This window comes from Rhizobium sp. RCC_161_2 (genome assembly GCF_041355235.1).
Lineage (GTDB): Bacteria > Pseudomonadota > Alphaproteobacteria > Rhizobiales > Rhizobiaceae > Rhizobium.
Genome location: NZ_JBFUPL010000021.1, coordinates 18,616 through 40,062, shown reverse-complemented (window position 1 = coordinate 40,062; position 21,447 = coordinate 18,616). Strand labels below are relative to the sequence as shown.

Annotated in this window: 19 protein-coding genes and 3 pseudogenes; 16 read left to right on the top strand and 6 right to left on the bottom strand. The window is 58.0% G+C overall.

Annotation, left to right across the window (positions count from 1 at the left end; translation table 11 throughout):
- Positions 1-57 precede the first annotated feature (57 nt).
- The 5 genes and pseudogenes from AB6803_RS31020 (at position 58) to AB6803_RS31000 (ending at position 4,214) form a co-directional block, all read left to right on the top strand.
- Complete coding sequence (locus AB6803_RS31020; protein ID WP_371112448.1) at positions 58-981, top strand: sugar ABC transporter substrate-binding protein; 924 nt, start codon at positions 58-60, stop codon at positions 979-981.
- An 88-nt stretch (positions 982-1,069) separates the two neighbouring features.
- The gene (locus tag AB6803_RS31015; RefSeq protein WP_371112447.1) at positions 1,070-2,074 is read left to right on the top strand and encodes a Gfo/Idh/MocA family oxidoreductase; all 1,005 of its coding nucleotides are present in this window, start codon (positions 1,070-1,072) and stop codon (positions 2,072-2,074) included.
- A complete protein-coding gene (locus AB6803_RS31010; protein WP_371112446.1) occupies positions 2,071-3,030 on the top strand; it encodes a sugar phosphate isomerase/epimerase family protein in 960 nt (319 codons plus the stop codon). Before AB6803_RS31015 ends, AB6803_RS31010 begins: the two co-directional genes overlap by 4 nt.
- 51 nt (positions 3,031-3,081) lie before the next feature.
- Positions 3,082-3,622 (top strand): annotated as a pseudogene (locus AB6803_RS31005) (ATP-dependent DNA ligase); the annotation flags it as partial.
- Between the two features lie 154 nt (positions 3,623-3,776).
- Positions 3,777-4,214: a VOC family protein gene (locus tag AB6803_RS31000; RefSeq protein WP_371112445.1), complete on the top strand. Its 438-nt coding sequence runs from the start codon at positions 3,777-3,779 to the stop codon at positions 4,212-4,214.
- A 30-nt stretch (positions 4,215-4,244) separates the two neighbouring features.
- Here the strand turns inward: AB6803_RS31000 and AB6803_RS30995 are convergent, their stop codons facing one another.
- Positions 4,245-4,454, bottom strand: a complete 210-nt coding sequence (locus AB6803_RS30995) for a hypothetical protein (RefSeq protein WP_371112444.1) — start codon at positions 4,452-4,454, stop codon at positions 4,245-4,247.
- A 217-nt stretch (positions 4,455-4,671) separates the two neighbouring features.
- Positions 4,672-5,757: a GSU2403 family nucleotidyltransferase fold protein gene (locus AB6803_RS30990; protein ID WP_371112443.1), complete on the bottom strand. Its 1,086-nt coding sequence runs from the start codon at positions 5,755-5,757 to the stop codon at positions 4,672-4,674.
- A 344-nt stretch (positions 5,758-6,101) separates the two neighbouring features.
- Between AB6803_RS30990 and AB6803_RS30985 the strand changes: the two are divergent.
- The 10 genes and pseudogenes from AB6803_RS30985 to AB6803_RS30940 all read left to right on the top strand — a co-directional run bounded on the left by AB6803_RS30985 (position 6,102) and on the right by AB6803_RS30940 (position 14,618).
- A pseudogene (locus tag AB6803_RS30985) lies at positions 6,102-6,804 on the top strand (IS6 family transposase).
- A 713-nt stretch (positions 6,805-7,517) separates the two neighbouring features.
- The gene (locus tag AB6803_RS30980; RefSeq protein ID WP_371112442.1) at positions 7,518-8,234 is read left to right on the top strand and encodes a PilN domain-containing protein; all 717 of its coding nucleotides are present in this window, start codon (positions 7,518-7,520) and stop codon (positions 8,232-8,234) included.
- Positions 8,231-8,836, top strand: a complete 606-nt coding sequence (gene gspM, locus AB6803_RS30975; protein WP_371112441.1) for a type II secretion system protein GspM — start codon at positions 8,231-8,233, stop codon at positions 8,834-8,836. The genes AB6803_RS30980 and gspM overlap by 4 nt, the downstream gene beginning before the upstream one ends.
- The gene (locus AB6803_RS30970; protein WP_371112440.1) at positions 8,833-9,384 is read left to right on the top strand and encodes a hypothetical protein; all 552 of its coding nucleotides are present in this window, start codon (positions 8,833-8,835) and stop codon (positions 9,382-9,384) included. The genes gspM and AB6803_RS30970 overlap by 4 nt, the downstream gene beginning before the upstream one ends.
- The gene (locus AB6803_RS30965; RefSeq protein ID WP_371112439.1) at positions 9,381-10,283 is read left to right on the top strand and encodes a hypothetical protein; all 903 of its coding nucleotides are present in this window, start codon (positions 9,381-9,383) and stop codon (positions 10,281-10,283) included. Before AB6803_RS30970 ends, AB6803_RS30965 begins: the two co-directional genes overlap by 4 nt.
- Positions 10,280-11,896, top strand: coding sequence for a GspE/PulE family protein (locus AB6803_RS30960; protein WP_371112438.1), 1,617 nt, complete (start codon positions 10,280-10,282; stop codon positions 11,894-11,896). Before AB6803_RS30965 ends, AB6803_RS30960 begins: the two co-directional genes overlap by 4 nt.
- 2 nt (positions 11,897-11,898) lie before the next feature.
- On the top strand, positions 11,899-13,110 hold the full coding sequence (locus AB6803_RS30955; RefSeq protein WP_371112437.1) for a type II secretion system F family protein: 1,212 nt from the start codon (positions 11,899-11,901) through the stop codon (positions 13,108-13,110).
- Positions 13,107-13,592: a GspH/FimT family pseudopilin gene (locus tag AB6803_RS30950; protein WP_371112436.1), complete on the top strand. Its 486-nt coding sequence runs from the start codon at positions 13,107-13,109 to the stop codon at positions 13,590-13,592. The genes AB6803_RS30955 and AB6803_RS30950 overlap by 4 nt, the downstream gene beginning before the upstream one ends.
- Positions 13,582-13,956 (top strand): type II secretion system protein, encoded by a 375-nt coding sequence (locus tag AB6803_RS30945; protein WP_371112435.1) that lies wholly within the window; start codon positions 13,582-13,584, stop codon positions 13,954-13,956. The genes AB6803_RS30950 and AB6803_RS30945 overlap by 11 nt, the downstream gene beginning before the upstream one ends.
- Positions 13,957-13,967: 11 nt before the next feature.
- Positions 13,968-14,618 carry a prepilin-type N-terminal cleavage/methylation domain-containing protein gene (locus tag AB6803_RS30940; protein WP_371112434.1) on the top strand — a complete coding sequence of 217 codons (651 nt, stop codon included), beginning with the start codon at positions 13,968-13,970 and terminating at the stop codon, positions 14,616-14,618.
- Positions 14,619-14,640: 22 nt separating this feature from the next.
- Here AB6803_RS30940 and gspG read toward each other — a convergent pair whose 3' ends face one another.
- The 4 genes from gspG to AB6803_RS30920 form a co-directional block, all read right to left on the bottom strand.
- Entirely contained in the window at positions 14,641-15,090 is a 450-nt protein-coding gene (gspG, locus tag AB6803_RS30935) for a type II secretion system major pseudopilin GspG (RefSeq protein WP_371112433.1), read from the bottom strand.
- A complete protein-coding gene (locus AB6803_RS30930; RefSeq protein ID WP_371112432.1) occupies positions 15,087-15,593 on the bottom strand; it encodes a prepilin peptidase in 507 nt (168 codons plus the stop codon). The genes gspG and AB6803_RS30930 overlap by 4 nt, the downstream gene beginning before the upstream one ends.
- A complete protein-coding gene (gspD, locus tag AB6803_RS30925) occupies positions 15,590-17,734 on the bottom strand; it encodes a type II secretion system secretin GspD (RefSeq protein ID WP_371112431.1) in 2,145 nt (714 codons plus the stop codon). Before gspD ends, AB6803_RS30930 begins: the two co-directional genes overlap by 4 nt.
- Before the next feature lie 252 nt (positions 17,735-17,986).
- Positions 17,987-20,086 (bottom strand): LamG-like jellyroll fold domain-containing protein, encoded by a 2,100-nt coding sequence (locus tag AB6803_RS30920; protein WP_371112430.1) that lies wholly within the window; start codon positions 20,084-20,086, stop codon positions 17,987-17,989.
- Positions 20,087-20,717: 631 nt separating this feature from the next.
- Between AB6803_RS30920 and AB6803_RS30915 the strand changes: the two are divergent.
- A pseudogene (locus AB6803_RS30915) lies at positions 20,718-21,415 on the top strand (IS5 family transposase); the annotation flags it as partial.
- Positions 21,416-21,447 lie beyond the last annotated feature (32 nt).

Sequence of the window (21,447 nt, the reverse complement as noted above, 5' to 3'; positions counted from 1 at the left end):
AACTGTATGTGCGCCTTGCGGCGCTGAACGTAACCTGATCTCAATTGGGAGGACCCTATGAAACTTTTTGCTAAACTCGCTCTCGCCTGCGCCGTCTCCGTCTCTGCACTGTCGACAGGTGCCGCCTTTGCCGCCGACAAATTCGTCGTCGGATATGCGAATATGGCCGACACCGACGTCTTCGTCATGGCACGCAAGAATGCCTTCACTGAAGCCGCCAAGTCCGATCCGGCTGTCGAAGTCAACTTCTCTGACGCCAACAATGACGCCAGCAAGCAGCTTGACCAGATCGACAACTTCATTGCCCAGAAGGTCAATGCAATTGTTGTCGTTCCCGTCGATTACCAGGGCATCGTCCCAGGCGTCGAAAAGGCCAACGCGGCAGGAATTCCGGTCATTGCTCTCGGTATTCAGTCGGCTGGCGGCAAGTACACATTTGTCGGTTCCAAAAATATCGACGCCGGCCGTCTTCAGGGTGAGTTTATGAAGGCGAACCTGCCAAAGGACGCCAAGATCCTCTATCTCGAAGGCACGCCGGGCCTGTCGCATACGCAGGAGCGCAAGAAAGGTTTCGGAGAAGCCCTCGGCCGTTCGGACGTCAAGACGCTCGCCAGCCTCTCGGCAAATTACGATCGCGCCGAAGGCATGAAGGTGACCGAAGACTGGATCCAGAGCTTCCCGAAGTTCGACGGCATCATCGCCGCCAATGACCAGATGGCGCTGGGCGCTCTCGAAGCTCTCAAGGGCGCAAACCGCCTCAAGGGCGTGCTTATCTCCGGCGTCGACGGTGTTCCGGATGCATTGACGGCCATCAAAGCCGGTGAAATGTCCCAGACGATCTTCCAGGATGCAGCCGGTCAGGCAAAGGCCGCCTTCGAGGTCGTTGAGGGTATCAAGAAGGGCGAACAGGCGCCGGCCGAGAAGCTGGTTCCCTTCGCCTCCATCACCAAGGAAAACGTCGACCAATTCATCAAGAAGTAATTCCTCCCGGGCGTGTCGGGAATCCGTTTCCGGCACGCCGAACCTTTCACCGATCCGTCAGCCATTTGTCCGAATCACAGGAAAGACCATGACAATAAGAATTGCAGTTATCGGCGCAGGCCTGATGGGCGCGGATCACGCGAAGATCGTCGCTGAAGAAATGCAGGGCGCCACCCTCCAGCTCATCTGCGATATGGATGAGAGCCGCGCTCGCAAGGTGGCCGATTTGTATGGTGCGGCTGACGTCGGAAACGATCCGGAAGCGGCTATCGGCCGTGCCGACATTGATGCGGTGATCGTGGCAAGCCCCGATTTCACCCATGCTTCCCTTTCGCTCGCCTGTATCGCAGCTGGAAAGAAGGTCCTTTGCGAAAAGCCTCTGTCACAATCATCCGACGAATGCCTGAAGGTGATGAACGCCGAAATGGCAGCGGCTGCCCGGTTCGTGCAGCTCGGCTTCATGCGACGGTATGACCAATCCTATCTGGAAATGCAGCAGGCGCTGAAAAGCGGGGTGATTGGGCGCCCGCTGATGATGCACAATTTTCATCGCAATGTGGAAACGCCCGCGTCTGACTTCACAGGCGCGATGGCGATTACCAATTCGGCGCCGCATGAATTCGACGTGGTCCGTCATGTGCTTGGCACAGAATATGTGTCGATCTCGGCGTTTCAGCCGAAGCGTTCGGATGCACTGGTCGCTCCTGTCGTCATGGTTCTGGAGACCGAGGATGGGCAACTGGTGAATATCGAAATCAATAACAACGCAGCCTATGGCTACGACGTGCGCGCGGAAGTCGTTGGTGAAAAAGCCTCGATCGCGATGAACCAGGTCGCGTTTACGCGGATCGACCAGCGCCTCAGCCAACACACCGGCTATGACGCCGATTGGCGCGGCCGGTACTATGACGCTTATCGTCGCCAGAATCGGGCATTCCTGCGCTTCGTCGAGACCCGGAAATTCCCGGAGATCGCATCGAGTTGCTGGGACGGCTACTGCGCGGCCATCGTCGCGGAAGCTGGCGTCAAAGCTTTGAACGAGGGACGCAAAGTCGCAGTCGAAATGATCAATAAGCCGGAGTTCTATGCATGAAACTGGGTTTCGTATCCGACAGCCTTGGCAGCGTGCCAATCGATCAACTGCTCGAGCACGCCAAGCGCATGGGCGTATCCGGGGTGGAAGTCAACACCTGCGGATGGTCGACCGCGCCGCACTTCGATCTGAAAGCCATACTGGGTAACCGGGATGCGCAGAAATCCTTTCTTCAGGGGTTTGCCAACCGCGACCTTGAGGTGATCAGCCTGAACGCAAACGGCAACCCGTTGCATCCGACAGATCCCACGCAAGGAGAGGGCCTTAAGGATACGATCCGGGTCGCTGGCGAAATGGGAATTAAAACCGTCTGCACAATGTCAGGCCTGCCTGCCGGCAGCCCCAACGACACGATGCCGAACTGGGTCGTCTCGTCCTGGCCGCCAGAGACACAGGCTATCCTGCGATATCAGTGGGAAGAGAAGTTGCTTCCTTTTTGGGAGGAGATCGTCGCCCTTGCGAAGGAGAATGGGGTCGAACGGATCGCTCTGGAGCTTCATGGTAATCAGTGTGTGTACAATGTGCCATCGCTCTTGAAGCTGCGTCAGGCTGTCGGCCCGACTGTCGGCGCCAACCTCGATCCTTCTCACCTCTTCTGGATGGGCGCAGATCCTTTGATTGCCGCCGAAGCTCTTGGCGATGCGATCTATCATGTCCATGCCAAGGACACTTTCCTCAACGCTCCGAAGCAGGCTGTTACGAGCCTTCTCGAAAACGGAAGCCTGATGGATATCTCTGCTCGCAGCTGGTCCTATATTACGCTGGGCTTTGGCCACGGGGAAGAGTGGTGGCGTCAGTTCTGCTATCGCCTGAAGATGGCCGGATATGACGGCTGGCTTTCGATCGAGCATGAGGACGTGCTCTTGAATTCCCTGGAAGGCCTGGAGAAATCGGTTGCCCTTCTTCAGGGTGTCATGCCCAACGCGCCAGCAGACTACCAGCCGCAGGCAATTTAAGGAGGGCTGTTGGTTTCAACGCAGAACTGAGCCGGCTCAGTCCCGTGTGGAGACCAACAGCTGGCCAAAGGCGATTTCAAGTTCAGGCTCGAAGGCGAGCGGTTGCATGTCGGCTTCGTTCTTGTGCGGATGCGCAATGACCGTGACGGCGGCGAACGCAGCAATTGGCTGATGATCAAACATCACGATGATTTCTCCGTCGAGGAAAACGGTGCGGCAGTCCTGGAAGAGAATGCAACCTCCGTCGCCTCCTGGCGGACGACGGAGGCGATCGCTGCTGGCAAGGGCAAAAATTCCTGATCGGAAGTGGCGACGTCCCAGGCGGTCGCCGTTTGGTATAGCAACCATGGCCTTGCGGCGGAAGAACGCAAAGCAGAAACGAAAACTAAAATGAAGGCGGCGCCGGCCAAAGCAGCCAAGTCCGCAATGCCGGAGTTTATCGCGCCGCAACTCTGCGAAACGCGCGAGCGTCCGCCCTCGGCCGACGGCTGAATCCAAGAGATCAAGTTCGACAGCTACCGCATCCAGATGCGCGCTGAGAATGAGCGACGTGACGCTCAAGACCCGCAAGGGCCTCGACTGGACAGCCAAAAGCTTGGCAATGTCATCTCATGCGCCCGGGACGAATGCTGATGAGGGTGACGCCATCCGAACATTTTCCCTAAAGATTTCGATAGCGATGTCGGGACCGATAGTTCATCCACGTCCTAGCAGCAAATGGGACCTAAAACCGGAGGAGGCGGAGCATGGCGCTCAAGCGAATGGACAACATCGGGATTGTCGTTGAAGACCTTGGAATGGCGATCGGCTTTTTTCAGGAGCTAGGCCTCGAACTCGAAGGTCGCGCGACGATAGAGGGCGACTGGGCCGGTCGTGTCACGGGTCTGGGCGACCAGCACGTCGAGATCGCCATGATGCGCACGCCGGACGGGCACAGCCGGCTGGAGCTTTCCCGCTTCCTCAGACCGGAAGTCGTTGCTGATCATCGCAACGCTCCGGTGAACGCCCTTGGTTATCTGCGAGCCATGTTCACAGTTGACGATGTCGAAGAGACCGTTGAAAGGCTGCGCGCGCACGGCGCCCAGCTTGTCGGCGATGTCGTCCGATATGAGGATGCCTACAAGCTCTGCTACATCCGCGGACCCGAGGGTCTTCTCATCGGCCTTGCCGAGGAACTGGGGTAGTCTCCGTCTCATGCCTGATCCGTCTCCGACTTACGCCTTGGCGGCGTTCTGTGCAGCCGCAAAGACATGGCGCGCGGACGGCGTACCCGCCACGTGCTCCGCACCCTTGACGCCGAGGGCCATCCATCCTGCATTCACGGCCTCAAACATTTCTTCGGCAGGTGCGGTGCGGCCCTTCGGGATGCCGAACTGCTCAAACGCTTCCGCCCACCCCGCACGCGGGACTACAAAGTCTTTCACGTCGAGTTTCAGGACTGTGAATCGGCTCCGAACGTTCACCCCGCTGACATCCGCGACAACCATTTGGAAACGCAGTGAAAAATAAGAAATTAAGCGGGGTTATCCCCGAGCCGGCCGCAATCACGCTTTGGCGCGTAATTGCGCAATAGGATCAATATGTTGGGCTCCATCCTCAAGGGATCGATCTTCGGAGCCGCTTCACAGACACCTCCCGTCTTTAGTCGGCCTCGACCTCATGATTTATGCCGAGATCACGGAACAGGGCGACGGTAGCCGCCTTTTGTTTTCGAGGCATGTATCCCATTCCGGCTTGAATGGCAGAGCGCCAGGCCTCTCCCCTCCCCCACGCCTCTTTCGCGACGTCGGCAAGATCATTGAGACGGTTTGATGCATCGAGCGCTTCGAACATTATGACAGCTTGCCTCAGGTCCTTCTCGCGCTTAGCAGCTCCGATCGTATCGACCACCCGGCGAGATGCCACAATGATCTTGTGAACCGCATACCGGCATGGGTCGGGTACTATGACGGACACGCCGCTCTTGTGCAGCATGACCGACCGCACAGGATCGCGGATCAGGAAATCAAGGAAGCGAAACGGTTCGGCTGATACACCGCCAAGAGCCGGCATATCGACCGGTTTGTCCATGTAGTCGTCGCTTCCCCTATTTCCCGTCAAAAACTCGACCTTATAGCTGCTATTGTTGATGAAGCCCGTCGCGCGCGGCGAGCCTGATCGATGCATCAAGGGTCGGAACGTCGGATCGACGCTCTGAAGGAGTTCGAGAATAGGTGGAAGGCTATCTCCTACTTCGGAGCTGATCGCATAGTCCTGAGCGAAATCTGTGTCATCCGTCATCATCGACGCGGCAGGCAAACGAACGCCAAGGAGCGCACCGTAGGCCGAAAAGGCAACTGATCCGACCAGGCAAGCCCGGAGCCGGAAAATTCCGGCATTGGCGAGAACTTCGATCACGTTACCCGAAAACCGATCCGGTTCCGGCAAACCAGCTTCGCGGACCAGCGTGGATACAAACTTGCGACGGACCTTGGCATCGTCTTTGATTGCTTTGAAAGCCTCAACGCGCTTGGTGATCTCCGGATCGTCTGCGGGGCCGACATACTGACGTTTCTGCCTGTGCCCCTCCCCTTCGGTCGGCTGGTCGAAATACCAGTATTTGCGACCCTTGTTGTTGACGCCCACAAAGCGACCTTCCACGGGGAAGTCAGCCGAGAACCTGGCGTCAAGCAACCGTTGACCAAGTTCAGCGGTCATGGTGCGATACATGAGATCAATCTGCCGCATATCGGCCTCGCTATACTAAATATGTATTTTCAGTATAGCGCTCCCTGCGCCCTGCGATCCGGCACCTTTGGCTTTGGAAGTAGCAGATCGGCGCACGTTATACTAAATAGAAAAATTTAGTATAACGTGCGCCCCTCGTTTTCAAGAGCAATCTTTCGCCCCCCCCGGTTCTTGAATTCCGCCCCGATTTGACCCGTCCTTCTGCTTGGCGCTGACCCCGCTAAGCAGAGACAGGCCTATGAAATGCTTCGCAATTTTGAACCAGTTGTGGGGGTTGCGTCGCCTTAACCGATTGGTGCTGATCGGAATGGTATACGTGTTCCACGACAAAGTTTGCCGCCGACATTGCCGCACACCGCTACAGGCGCCATCGCTTTCCTGCCGAGATCATCGCTCACGCAGTATGGCTCTATCATCGGTTCCCACTGGGTCTGCGGGATGTCGAGGACCTGCTCGCCGAGCGCGGGATTGATGTCTCGTTTCAAACCGTGTCGGAGTGGGCCACGACGTTCAGTCGCAAATTTGCCCATCATCTTCGGCGGCGATCAAGAGGCAACTTTGCGGACAAATGGCATCTTGACGAGATCGTCGTGTCCATCAAGGGAAAGAAATACTGGCTGTGGCACGCCGTCGATGCCAACGGCTATGTTCTCGACGCCCTCTTGCAAATCCGGCGGAACAAGAAAACCGCTGTTCGACTGATGCGAAAGCTGCTGAAAAGCCAAGGCCTGACGCGCGTGTCATGGTGACCGACAAGCCGCGCTCATACTCTGCCGCAAAGGCCGAGTTGATCCGAGGCACTGAACATCGTTCACACAAGGGCCTCAACAATCGAGCGGAGAATTCTCAGCTTGCTGTGCGACGCCGAGAGCGGCGCATGATGCGGTTCAAATCGGCTCGACAATGCCAGTCTTTGTTTCAGCCAACGGCCAGATCGCCAACCTCTTCCTCCTCCATCGAAAGCATCTGACTGCCGCCGATTATCGCGAACTTCGCGGCGATGCCGTCACGACATGGCGCGAAATCTCTTTGTCGATCTCTGCATGAAAGCAGAAGCTCTGCATCTTCTCAAACCGCAGTCAGTAAAGCGACGCCGCCAGCCAAACTGCTTGAGCAATCATTTCCGCGGAAAATCGGTTGTAAGGATCATGAGGATCCTGAACAATCTCGTCATGCCGCCAGGTCCCGCATTTTGATCGCAGCTCGGTCGAAGTGACGCTGCTCGTCTGGAAGTTTTATTCTCAAAATGGCTAAGATCCGCGGGAATCGGAGCGAACTACGACTTGCCAGACATATTCACTGCTTGTGAACGACCGCGCTTTTTTTTATACAGAAATCGGCATTCGGATACGATCTATAGCTGGCTCCCCGGATTGCGAACATGCTAGTTGCATGCCCGATGAGACTCGAATTTCATACGAGGTAACGGGCAAGTCGGGGACGAATTGGAAATGGATTTCCCCATAATCCTCGACAGTTTGGATTGGCTCTCCAGGCTATGCAGGGATGGAAATCCGAAGACCATCGCCGCCCGATCGCAAGTCGGCACCGCAACCGTAATCATTCACCGCCACGGATGCGTTGTGGAGCTCAAAACAAGTACAGGCCTTCGCAAATCGAGCATGCTGGCCCCCGAAGACCTGCGAGCCCTCCTGGCTTCCCTTGACCGACGGATGCCTATTCTTTTGAGGCTTGCACCTGATCGATATTTGAAACGCCCGTTATCCGACAGAGTTCTTCCTTACGGCCGGGCTCGCGCCATGGCCTTGATCGATATCGAGGAAGCCGTGCCGTTTCTGCGCGACGATTCCTACGTGCTCTTGCCTGGAGATCTGCATGGAGGCGGGACCAGCTGTGCTGTAGTCCGCAAATCCATTCTCGATCCGATCATCGTAGCGGTTGGCGAGGCCGGCCATGCGGTGTCGGCGATCGCCTTGGACACCGAAGCTGAGCCTGAGTTCGTCTGCAAGGCAAGCCTCAAGTCCATGTACACCCTCCCTCGGCGTGTCAGGCTTCGCAGGCAGCTGTCACGTGGCGTGCTTGGAGCCGCCATCATTTTGTCGGTAGCAACATTCACGCACGCCTATCTGCGAAACGCATCAGCGATGTCACGCCTGGCGGAGCTCACGAATATCAAACAGACGCAGGCATCGGCCGTCCGGAAAAAACTGGAAAGGCGACAGCTGGAACAGAAGCTGTTGCAAGCGGCGCGCGCGGGCAAGGCTGAATCCATTCCGGTTACGATGATTTGGGAGGAGCTGACACGGATCCTTCCCGATTCAACATGGCTTACGGATATGTCGATCCGGGAGGACCAAGTCACGATCGCCGGATTTTCCAACTCGGCGGCGGACCTGATAGCGATCCTTGGTGCATCTCCTCTGCTGTCAAACCCCAGTTTCGCGTCTCAGGTCCTGAGAACCCCCGGGCAAGAGGGGGAACGATTTTCGATCCAGATGCGAATAGCGATGCGATGACCGGATTGTTGATCACTGTCATGAACCTGCCGATCATGGTGCAGCGCCTGATCGCCATTTCAACGTTGGCGCTCGGTATCACCCTGACATTGGCGACAGTCTGGGCTGCCGTTGCAATCATCGATCAGCAAAGCGATGAAATCACCGAGGCCAGGCGTGCCCTGGCTCGCTTCGACCAATTGATCGCCTTGGACGGGACGCTCTCCAAGGAACCTGCCGCAGCGAATGCCTCTCAGGAATTTCTCGCCGGCGCGACTGAACCAGTCATTCAGGCCGAACTGCAGAACAAGCTCAATTCTCTCGCCGGCACCGCCGGCGCAACTGTGGTGTCGGTCGGTGGTCTCCCGACTCTCGAAAAGAACAAGGTCAAATATGTCGGCGTTCGTGCAAGCCTGCAGGGCCGCCTCACTGCCATCCACGCCATCCTCCTCCAACTGGAGGCAGAGAAGCCTTACATCATTGTCCGGGAGCTGATCCTGAACGGAACAAGCGCGGCAAATGGCGGGCGATTGGCGGAACCTATCGAGCTCAGCGTGCAATTGTCGTTTTTCAGTCCCCTCAATCCGGCCGAAACAGTGGCGATCGAGGGAGCGAAGCCGTGATCAGATTGTCGGCTCGAAAATTGCCCTGGGTGCTCCTTTCCCTGATGATTGTCTCGCTCCTGGCACTTAATTTCCGCCTTTTCCGCAGCGATGTCGACATCACCGCGCTTGCCTCGGGCGCCTCCGGTCCTGTGGCGATGGACAGCACTGCAATCGCCGGAAACCTCATCCTTCACAATGGCTCTGCCCTCTCGCAGACGCTCTCAAGACCCTTGTTCAGCCCGACGCGACGGGAGTTCGTTGTGCAAGAAAAGCCGGTCCAACAGCAGGACACAGCCTCCGTCGACAAGGGTGCGGCCATCATCACCCGCCCGGCAATCGCATTTCAGGGCACGCGCACCATCGGAGGAGAGCGCCGTGCACTGGTGCGCGTCGAGGGGAGCCCCGCCGCCGAATGGCTCCCCATAGGAAGCACGATTGCCGGATGGACGATCACCAAAATCGGTGCAGGCAATTTGACACTCGCGCAGAAGGACCAAACGGTTTCCTATGATCTGTTTGCGGCGGGCGGGAGCGGGCAGACCGCGACCGGTGAGGTCGAAGAATGAACGGCGCGGACAGCGATCATCCACAATCGGGCTTTGCACTGGTTGCGGTGCTCGGACTGGTGCTTGTCGCATCGGCCATCCTTGTTCCGTTCTCGATATCGGCCCGCCTGCGGGCGCTGACCGCTGAAAACGCACTGCGCTCCTTCCGCTATTCGCGGATCGAGAAGACGCTTTCTCTCCATGTTGCAGGACAGCTCGCCACGCGGCTCAAGCATGGTGATATCGAGATACCCCAGGCGGATGGCGTGTCGCTTTGCGATCTGGGCGAATACTCCATCGCTTTGGGAGTGCAGGATCACGCCGGCCTGATCGACCTCAACAAAGCTGGAACTCCCCTTCTGGACATCGGTTTCCAGGCCCTGGGCTTTTCCGAGGAAAACGCGTCAACGCTTGCATTGGCAACGGACAATTACAGACGACCGGATCGCCGAGCCGAGCGAGAGCTTCCCGCCGACCTCATCGGCGAAACCGGCTACAAGCATGCGGTATTTGAGGATGTGATCGAGTTGCAGGACCTTGTCGCTTTGCAGTTGGTATCGCCCGCCGCCATCGCGAATGTCTTTACCGTGCAGACAGGCAGCCGAACGCTCTCCAGGAAGGCCGTTCCCGATGCCATCGGCCGCATTTTGGAATCGCGGGCATCCGGGTCGTTGCCTCTGATCGCATCGGCGGCCAAGCCACGGGCCGTGACCATTGTCGTGCGGCTCTTCCGCAACCAGAAACTGGAAGCCAGTTCGGCAACGGTGTTTGACTTCTCAGGCGACGGCTTCGCTTATGTTGCCTCGATCCCCACAGTTCCCGAGGAAGCGGAAACGACGGCCTATTTCGGCCGGGACCTGCCATGTGGAGATTTCGTTGCCGAACCAATGCTGACGGCAGTCGCGGATGCGCTCAAATGACAAAGGAACAAATGACTCCGGAGGCCTTTCTGAGTGCATTGGAGGCGGCGGGGCACCTCACGTCCGAAGCCGTGCAGCGCGCGCTTTCCGTCCAGGCCGCGACGAGCCACCCTGTCGATATCGTTATGCGCGAGCTGGCATTCATGCCGGATGCACAGCTTGCGGAAGCCATGGCGCTCTTCTGCCTATGCGATTGCAGCAGCGTCATTGCGGGCGTCGATGAAGAGCTGCTGGAGCGCATTGGAGCAGTCTTTGCGCAGGCGCATGCAATCATACCCTGCCAGAGCCAAGGCAACAGTATCAAGCTGATTGTAGCGGACCCGTTTGCATCTTCGACCATCGGGGCTGTTTCCTATCTCGTCGATCTTCCCGCCACCATCAGCGTCGCTCCGCGCTTATTGATCGACGAATTTTTTCGAGAACGGGCCAAGGGCCAAAATTCATCTGAGACCACGGATTTCCAGGATAGCGCCGAGGCGGAGGATGTGGACCGCCTGTTGGATATTGCCCGCGAAGCGCCGATCGTGAAGTTCGTTTCACGCATCCTGCAGCGGGCGGTGGATGAAAAGGCAACGGATGTGCACATCGAGCCGCTTGAGGACTCGATCAGGATTCGCCTGAGGAGAGACGGTCTGCTCGACACGCTGGAAATTGTGCCAAAGTTTAACGCGGCGGCGGTGACGAGCCGCATCAAGATCCTGTCCCGCCTGAACATTTCCGAACGCCGGCTGCCACAAGACGGCCGCCTTAGAGCCTCGATCAGAGGACAGGAAGTGGAGTTTCGTGTTTCGGTGATGCCAAGCATCCACGGCGAAACGATTGTGCTGCGCATCCTTGACCGCTCCAATATCCGGCTGGATCTGGCGGCTCTCGGTTATCAACCCGAAAGCATGGCGACGATCGCGAGGATCGTGCGCCGGCCGAACGGGATCATGCTCCTGACGGGTCCGACGGGCTCGGGTAAGACGACAACGCTCTATTCCATCCTCAGCGACATCAATGATGCCAAATCGAAGATCTTCACGGTGGAGGATCCCGTCGAGTACCGGCTTGCGGGAGTAACGCAGTTACAGGTGGAACCATCCATCGGCCTGACCTTTGCCACGGCCCTTCGTTCGGTCCTGCGTCAGGATCCGGACATCATTCTCCTCGGTGAAATCAGAGATCCCGAGACGGCGAGGATTGCCGTGCAGGCAGCGCTGACCGGCCACCTCGTCCTGTCGACACTGCACACGAACAGCGCGGCCGGCGCCATTAATCGGCTGCGCGAAATGGGTGTCGAGAGCTATCTGCTGGCCGCGACGCTCCGGGGCATCATTGGTCAGCGCCTCCTGAGAAAGGCATGCCCGGATTGTTCGAGCCATCCGGCGGGCATCCGCTGCGAGACCTGCAATGGCGCCGGTTATTCCGGCCGGCGGGCGGTCTATGAAATACTGGAGGTCACGGAACCGATACGCGAAGCGATCGGCCGGGATCTGATCCAGAGCGAAATCGAAAATCTGGCGATCAAGGGGGGGATGCGTCCGCTGGCGCAACAGGCGCGTGAACTGGTTGCTGCAGGCATTACCACCGTCGCCGAAGTCTCGCGCGTCGTCGATCTGCAAGGAGAGTGAGATTGCCCAATTTCTCCTATGTCGGTTTCTCGAAGGATGGCACCAGGAAGCGCGGGGTGCTGGAGGCTTTGGGCGAAGCCGAGGCACGCCTGCGGCTGAGAGCCGATGGTCTGAAAGTCCTCGAACTCTCCGAGGCGCGCCGATCACGCTCCAGAATAGCGTTTCCCGTCACTCGCATACTGCCTGCAAAAGCAAATCTGGAACGATTTTTTGCCGATATTGCGATGCTGATGGATGCCGGGCTCGGCCTGGACCGGGCCTTGAAGGCTATGGCTGCCGATCAGGGCAACCAGGCCAATTCCATGCTCGCTAAGGAGCTGATTGAACGGCTTGCCAGCGGCAAGGCCCCATCGGAAGCATTTCAGGCCATTGGAGACGCAGGTCGAGACATCGCGGCTTTGATCGCAAGCGGCGAGCAGACCGGGAAGCTTCCCGTCATCTTTGGGGTCATCGCAAACAACCTGGAGCGACAGCGCGCGCAACGAAGCCAGATTACAGAGGCCATTGCTTATCCCGCCTTCCTCGTTCTGATGATGTGCGTCGCGTTGTTGATCGTGACATTTTTCCTTGTCCCGGCGATCCTTCCCATATTCGAGGGAGCCGGTCGGCCGGCGCCGCTGATGATCAGGTCTCTCGACGTCCTGAGGGCTCTGCTGGTGAATTGGGGGCCGGTATTGGCGCTCGCGCCCCTGCTGGTGGGTCTCCTCGCGCTGCGAAGTGCCCAGCGAGCACGGTTGAAGGCTTTCATCTCCAACGCAGCCATTTCATTGCCGCTGATCGGGGCGTTCATCCGAAAGCAGGGTCTCGCCCGCTACCTCCACAGTCTGGCATTGTTGCTCGGAAACGGCGTTGAAATGCCGAAGGCTTTGGCTTTTGCCGCGGCAACCTGCCCGATTGCAACCTATTCCACGCCATTGGAAACCGTCCGCGAGCGTGTATTGAGCGGCTCGCGGCTACCGGACGCGCTTGGGGAGGCCGCGATATTTCCCTCCGCGGTCGTATCGCTCGTCGCAATCGGAGATGAGGTCAACACGCTTTCAACTGTTCTGTTCCGCTCCGCCGAGCTGCTGGAGGGAGAGGCTTTGCGCTCCCAAGGCCGGCTTCTCGCGCTGATGACGCCGGTCATAACCATTGCCATGGGGGGCCTCATCGGCGGTCTGGTCATCTCGGTCATGAGTGCGCTTCTCGGCATCAACGATCTGAGTTTGCAATGAGCGCAGCGAGACCGGGAACAGACGGGTACGAAGCCGGCTTTTCGCTTGTAGAAATGCTTGTCGTGCTCGCAATCATCTCAGTCACCGCTGCGATCGCCTTTTCCTCATTTCCGGCAAGGCGGATGGCCGCGTCTCCGGAGAGCGTGATCCGGGATGCGGGTCATCTTGCCCAAATGCTCCGAATGGAGGCGATCAATCGCCGTAGGGATCTTACTCTGCAAGTCGATGTTCAGGCGAAAACAATTGCCGACGCCGATGGCAGGCGGCGTATCTCCATCCCGGCTTCGGCAACTGTCGAAGTTGTGACGGGTCGGGAGCTGACCCGGTCGCAAAGCCAGGCTTCCATTGTTTTCTTCCCCGACGGCACATCGTCCGGTGGCACCATCTCTCTTTCGAGCGACGGCTCGCCAAAGATGACACTTCGAATTCCCTGGCTGACGGGCATCCCAACGATCATGTCGGCAAATGACGATGACAGGTGATCCCGCCTCGCACGGAGAGGAAGGCTTTTCGCTGATCGAGGTTCTCTGCGCTTTCGTGATCCTGTCGATTTCGGCGGCAATCATTCTTCAAACGGTGCAACTGGCGGCGAAGAGTTCTGCTATGGCGCAAGAGAAGATGAAGATCCTGACCACAGTGCCGAAGATCGAACTCGCGATAACGACAGCCGAGGGAGGAAACAGTTCTTCACCGCGGGGCGAAACAGATGGCCTTCAATGGGAGATAGAGCCCGTTCCATTTGCCGAGGAACAGGATGACGAGGGGATGGCGCGCTTGCGGGTATTTCTTCCCGGTGGCGTGCGCCACTACGATTTTCTGATCAATGACCGCCCGAGATTGCCGTGAAGATGCCGTCGATGCCCCCACTCGATGCTGTCCCGATCGATTGCCGGCGGGACGACGATGGTTTCACCCTGATCGAGGTCCTCGTGACATTGGCCCTCATTGCGGCATTATCGATGATCATCCTGGCCATGGTCAGCCAATTTCGCGCCGTCATAATGGCGCGGGAAAGGAATGACGCGATTGTCGAAGTGGAGGCCCTGGCCGGATTTGTCGAAGAGACCGTTCGCGATGCGCGCCCGTTTCCCTTGATACAGGACGGTCCGCAACGGCATCCGATGATGATAGGAGGCCAGGACAGGCTTACCTTCGTTGCGGTCAGCCGTATCGGCAGCCGGCAATACGGTCTCAGGGACGTGAGCATCTTCCTCGAGCGCAGCGCAGACCGGCAGAATGATGGCCGGCTGATGCAGTCGCTTCGCCCGCGCAGGCCCGGCGGGCAAATTCAGACAGAAGCCGTTGAGCTGGCGCGGATAGACGAGCTCCAGTTTCGATATTGGACACAGGGCGATGCGTCGCAGGGCTCACCCGGCGGCGCATGGCGCACCGAATGGACCCAGGTAGATAGATTGCCCGCCTCTGTCGGCATCACTGTTTCAATCACGCGTTCGGGACATAAGGTCTCCGCCGAAAGGATCGTTCATCTGTCCGCCGTGCCGGAATAAGGCCGAAGCCGGTCGGGCGGGCCTACGGGCTGAGATCGGCGTCCTGGCCATCGCCGCCCGGCTTCCCGTCTCGCCCGAACGACATCAATGAATAGCCAGATGGACCCTCAGGACCCTTATACTGGTATGGATTGCCCCACGGGTCGCGGAGTGCGGCCGTCTGTTTCATGTAGGGACCGTTCCAGGATGTAAATCCGGCCGGGTGCTCGACAAGCGCTGAAAGACCTTCCTCCGTTGTCGGATAGCGACCGGCATCGACGTAGAGAAGTTCAAGCGCGCTTTCCAGGTTCCGCATTTGCGCTTTCGCCGCATCGACGCGCGCCGATCCGAGATATCGCAGGACTTGGGGTGCCGCGATCGCCGCGATGAGGGCGATGATGGCAAGCACGACCAGAAGCTCGACGAGCGTGAACCCATCGTCATGGGCTCCGGCTCGGACATTCTTCTCGGCTATGATGTCTCTTTTCGTCATAAGGAGCTCGCAGGTGTCAATGAAAACAAGGATGTAACCTCTGATAACCAGGTCAGGACGAGTGCAATTCCGAGAAATGGCCCGAACGGCACCCTGAGATTGCGAAGGGCCGTCGATTTGCCTCGTAGAAAAACGAGGGAAAACAACAGAGCCGTGCTGCTGGCCAGCATGAAAAACAGGGGAAGGTTCCAAGGACTGAACCAGATGGTGGCGCTGCCGATGAATTTGACATCACCCAGCCCGATCCCGATCCGGCCGCTTATCCGGAGATGAACCCAGCGCAGGAGGGCGAAGACTGCCATGGTCGCCAATCCGACCGCGAGTGCTCGCAAGGTGTCGAAAACGCCAAATGGAAGCCTGTAGGCAATCCCCAGTCCCGCGAGCACGATATTCCAATGGTCCGGAATGCGCCTGACCTTCAGATCGATCCAGGCGATCCGCAGGATCGTTGTGATCATCAACAGAACCGCGATCCATTGCTGTAGCGTCAACGGGCCGATCAATATTCCAGCCTCTTCAGGTCCTGCTCCAGCTCGCTTTTGCCGCCGCGTCGCTTCTGAACGGCCGAGCTCAAATTCAGCTGGTTTCGGAACTCTTCCGTCACATCCCTTGCCTGCCGCACGTCTCGAACGATACGGGGCTTGATGAAGATGATCAGTTCGGTCTTGTTGATCGTGTCCTCCTTGTTTTTGAAGGCATTGCCGAAGATCGGCATTTTCCCAAGGAGCGGCACTTGCGAGTGGTTCAACGTGTTGCTCTGCTGGATCAGCCCGCCGAGCGCAACGCTTTCATTGTCATCGACGATAACCTTGGTGGAGAGCTTTCTCTGCTGGATCGTCGGCGAATCGATGCCCGACGTCGTCGTCTTCACGACGTTCGAAACCTCCTGCTGAATATCGAGCATGACCCGTCCGGAACTGTTGACCCTTGGCAGGACGGTAAGGATCACGCCGGTATCTTTCAGGTCGATCGAGCTGACGATCGCGGTGTTGCTCGTCGTGGTGGAGGCGGATTGTTGCGTGACGATCGGAACCTGATCTCCGACCTGGAGCGTTGCCTTCTGATTGTTCAGGGCCATCAGGGTCGGCGCGGATACGATGTTGACGTTGGTTATGCTCGACAGCGCGTTCAGGGTGGCGCCGACATTGCTGGAGGCAAAAGTCCAGGCAAAACCCGGAAAGCTGGCCCCGGTGCTGCCGTCGGAGAGATCGGAAAGCCCGACACCGAACTTGCCGCTTTCGAAAAACCAGCGCAGCCCGAACTTCAACTGATCGTTGAGGGTCACCTCGGCGATGACAGCCTCGATGAGAACCTGCGTCGGCATCACATCCAACTGCTTCAAAATCTGCTCAATGTGTTCGTATTCGCGCTGTGTCGTCGATATCAACAGCGCATTGTTTTCCACGTCCGCGACGACGGATGTGTGCGTTGAATCTCCCGCCGACGTCGATGCCGACGCGGTTGCGGACGCCACATTCGTATTTGCAGCGGCAGGTTCGGAAGAGGTGGCGTCTCCCGTCAACGTCGTCGGCGCCATGTCAGGCGCGACCGCGTTCGTGGAGCTTGGCGCATTCTTTTCCTGGCCCGAGATTACGGACTGCAATACCTGCGCCAACTCCTTCGCCGGTCGGTTCTGGATATTGTAGACGAAGAGCTGCTTCTCGTTGGTGCTGGCGATGCGGTCGAGCTTGTTGATCCAGTCGGCTGCCTGCGACAGGTAGGCGCGGCGGGACGTTATAACCAACACCGCATTCAGTCGGTCGTTCGGAACGAATTTGATCAGCTTCGCATTGGGCCCGTCCTGGGTGCCGAATATGGTGTTCAGCTCTTTTGCGACATCAGCGGGTTGCGAGGCCTTGAGCGGGTGAAGCGCCACCGACATTCCCTTCATCCAGTCGACGTCGAAGGTGGCGATCGCATCCCGCATAGCGGAGAGGTCCGCATTGGATCCCGCCAGCATCAGGAGATTGCGTGCCGTATCGGCGCGCAGAATGGATCCCGGACGACTGATCGGCTCCAGAATGCTCTTCATTTCCTCCGCACCGATGAAGCGCAGTTCGATTACCTGAACCCGAACGCCGGGGCCGGACGGTGTCGCTGAAGGCACGGTAACTGCGGGCGTCGTCGAGAATGAATTGCCGATCGGGACGATCTGATAGGAATCGCCTTTGCGAACGATTGCCGCTCCGTTGACGGCAAGGGCAGATTCCAGGATATCGACAAGCGCATCCCGGGATACCGGTTGGCTCGTTTGCAGCGTAACCTTTCCGTTGACGCGCGGGTCCACGACGTAGCTGACCTTGAGAATGTCGCCCAGGATGCTTTTCGCCGCGGCGGAAATGGGAGCGTCGACAAGGTTGAGGGTATACCCATCGCCGCCGGATATTCGCTTTTCAACGGAAAACGCTGGAGCGCCTTGCGAAACGAAGCTCTCGTTCCCCTGCTGGGTCGCTCCGACAAATGCATTTGCCGAGCTCCCATTCGCGAGCAGGGAGCTTGTTCCGCTCGTCGTCGCCGGCAACGGCTTTCCGCGCGCGTCGAGCTGCAGCAGCTTGTCGGAAAAGACGTTATCGACTGGATCGGAGGAGACACATCCGGCCAGCAAGAGCACAAGCGCTGCGTGAGCAGCTTTTAAAAATTTCATTGGAAAGAACACCTACCGAAAACACATTCTGCGTCTTCCCGCGACGAAGCACGAGCCGATTGAAACGGGCGAAAAACAACCGCCTCCACGGTTTTGGTGGTGCAACCTCCGCATCGGCCAAGATGGGCCGGAAGCAGTCGGTCACAAGGCATCAGCCTTTGTCTTGTTGTCAGGGCGCTTCCACCAGGAGAGCACGTCTTTCCGTTTTTCTCCTGGTGGGAACGCTTCGGTTATTCGTCGAAACCGTCCGAACTACGCCATCAGGGCGGTGATCCCGGAGGAGTCCAGCGCACCATTGTAGATACGGAAGTCATCGATCAGACCGTTGAAATAAGGATCGGCACTGTATTGTGACCGTCCGATCCAGTTCTGCTTCGTCGGCCCGATATCGAACGGCGCGAAATACATCGCCGTGTTTGTTCCGACTTCGGCGCCATCTATGTAGAGGGTGCCGGTATGACCGGACAAGGTCACCGCAACATGGGCCCAGCGCCCGGAAGGCATGACGATATTTGCGTCGATCCCCTGCTCACCATTCCCGCTGTTCAGGGTGATGGCGAAACGGGCCTTGCCCGACCCGCCGCGCGGCGTCAGGAACATGTAGCGACCTGTGCCGGTTCCGAAATCGAAAATGCGCGCCCAGTTTTGATTGCCGTTCCAGAAGACCCAGGCCGCGATAGTAAAATCGGCCGAGGACAGCACGATGTTTTCCGGTAGCGAGACATAGGCGCTGTTGCTGCTGGTCAGCGAGACGGCCGTGCCGGTCTTTCCCGTCGCCCAGGTGGCATTGACGAGGTTGCCGCCGTCTCCGGTGGTGGTGCCGGTCCCCTCATCGAAGGCGAACTGGGTTTGCAGAGCTTTTGTCGTGGACACCGTCGCTTCGTTGGAGGCGGCACTTTCGCCCGAAGGCGTCTCCGCCGTGATCACATAATAATAGACACCGTCCGTCGGAGCCGTATCGGTATAGGTCAGCAGGTCGGTAATCCCGGTCTTCAGGGTCGTGTATGGGCCGCCCGATTGCGTTGCCCGCTTGATGCTGTAGCCCGTCGCGTAGGCCGTCCCCCACCATGAAAGAACAATGTCACCCGCGCGCAACCTGGCGGTCAGGCCGCTGGGAGGGCTGCCGGATGCAATCGGGTCGCGGCTGCAGGTAAGAGTGCCATAACCCAGCTGGTCGTAGCCGCCGCTGTTGGGTCCGTAATTGCCGCCACCGCCTTCCGGAGCAGTCTTGTACATGAAATCCATGAACTTGCCGGTATAGGGCGCATCCAGGCCCTGACGGTTGACATAGTGATTGTAGAGCAGTGCCCAGCATGGCCGGGCGGTCCCCTGACTCCCCGTCGAGAAGACGCTCTGATTGACCTTGTCGACATTGGTGTAGAACAGGTAAGGCACGGTGTAATAGGTCGTGCCGCTTTCGATCAGATTGCCCTTGGCGACGTATTCCGCTCCGGCAAGAACGCGGTTGTTGTCATAACCGTAGAGATCGATACCCTGATTCCATGCCATTTCGCAGATCGCCCCGACCAGGGCGATGCCCAGCGTATTGTGGCCCTGATCGCGCCCGGTCTCCTGCCATTGGCCCAGATAACCCGGATGGACGTAGTAGACGGCCTGCATGATGCAACCATTGCCCGCGCCGGTTTTGAAATAGTTGATCGCTTCGTCGAAATAGGCCTGGTTGTCGCAGAGCACGCCAATGGCCATGATCGATGCCATGTTGCATAGATCCCAATTGGCCCAATAATGCGTAACCTGGGTGCCGTTATGCCGATTGATGAAGTCGTGATTGATCGGATAGAATACGTTGACCATCATCGTTTGGAAACGTGCGAAATCCGCCGCCGCCCAGCCTGTATACGAGCGCATGATTTCCGCCGCATTGGCGAATTCGTAGCCGTAGATGCCCGCCGCCAGCGCGGCATTCGTATCGCCGCCGATGACCGTCAGGACTGCGGACCAGGCATTCATAATTTGAATCGACTTCTCGGCGTAAGCGGTGTCACCCGTCACCTTCCAGCGCACGGCATGCGCGTAGGCAGCGGCGATATCCTTATAAAGCAAACTGTAATTCTCTGCATGTACACCGTCCTTGCCGCGATAGACCGCTGCCTGCGGATTCGGTTTATATCCTAGGCTGGCATACGGATTATCAGTCAGAACCTTCCAGCCGTTGACCCAGGGCGATTCTCCCGCAGTGACCTTTGCCGCCATGCGGGTAAAATCGGCTTCGGTGTGCAGCAGGCCCGGATGGACGAACCCATCCTGGGCAGCCGTTGCGTCCGAGGACGAAGATGTGGCATCGTCGGCGCGAGCACCAACGGCAGACAGGCTAAGAGCGGCGAAGCCCATCAGGAAGCTCCGCCTCGAAAAGGCATTCGCGATTATCTGGTCGTCAATTTGATCTGAAAATCCAGCCATACTATATTCCACACAGCTAAAATTGTAGACTACGGCCGGGTTTGGCCGTGGAGGAAATGTCTGTTTTAGAATTGGGTATCCGTCTGGCGCGTGAAACCGCGCCAGCCCATAGATTTGTTTCGCTATCGCTAAGCGTTCCGTTGCTCTTCGAGTCCGTGATCACGTCTCGAAGATCGGGTCGGCTCGCTCCATCGATTTGAGCGACGTTTTCCCGTGCGCAAGGCACCTTTAGTCTTGGGCCGACATCATGTCGTTACCGCAATGACGCACCTTCCGCCGCGAAAGCCATGTGGACTCAGAATTTACAGGCGGACGGACTTCCAATGAAATCTCGCCTTCCATACTCGTCGTCTTTTGGCGCGGACCAGCGCAGTGTTGGGCACCTTTTCCATATGGCATTTCTGCTGTCAATTTACCCTGGCCGCTCGACGTCAAAAGATTGCGCAAATTGGATAAAGAACAACGCTGTCGCCATATCTGGATGGTAGCGACGTTGGTGCGCGGATCGTTAATGGCGTTGGCATAGGTGATCGCCTAACGCAATAACCGGTCTCTTGCACCTATGCCTTTCAAACTCAATGCTACCGGCCGTCATCATATCGGCAAGATGAAGTTCAAGCTGATGAACTGGGCGGAAGATGAGACTGGCCTTCGCCGGCGCGGGCGCCTGACATTGTGGATAACGCCAGAAGCGCTGTCGTCATGGCAGGTACCGAAGCGGAAGACGCGTGGTGGCCAGCCACGCTTTTCCGATCTGGCGATCCAGACATCTCTGACGCTGGGTCTAGAGTTCGGCTTGCGACTGCGGCAAACCTAAGGCTTTCTGGCATAAGTGCTGCAACGGATGGGACTGGATCTCGCCTTCCCCGATCATACGACATTGAGCCGACGAGGACGGATGTGGCAATCTGCTGGCAGGCGGAAGCGTCGCAATATTCCGGCGAAAGAGGCCGTTCACGTCCTCGTCGACTGTACTGGGCTCGAAGTCTACGGCGCTGGCCAGTGGCCTGAGGAGAAGCACGGTGCCAAAGCCCGTCGAGGCTGGCGCAAATTGCATCTGGCATTGGATGCTGATAGCGGCGACGTCGTCGCTCACGTCATGACCAGCCAAGACATGGGCGACAGTTACAAGTGGGACCACTACTCGATCAGATCGACGATCCGATTGGCAAGTTTACAGCTGACGGCGCCTATGACTCGGTCAGCCGGCACAGCGCCGATGCTGCCGTCGTCATTCCACCTCGGGCCAACGCGATCGACTGCTACAAGTCGATCATCGGACACCGGCTGCG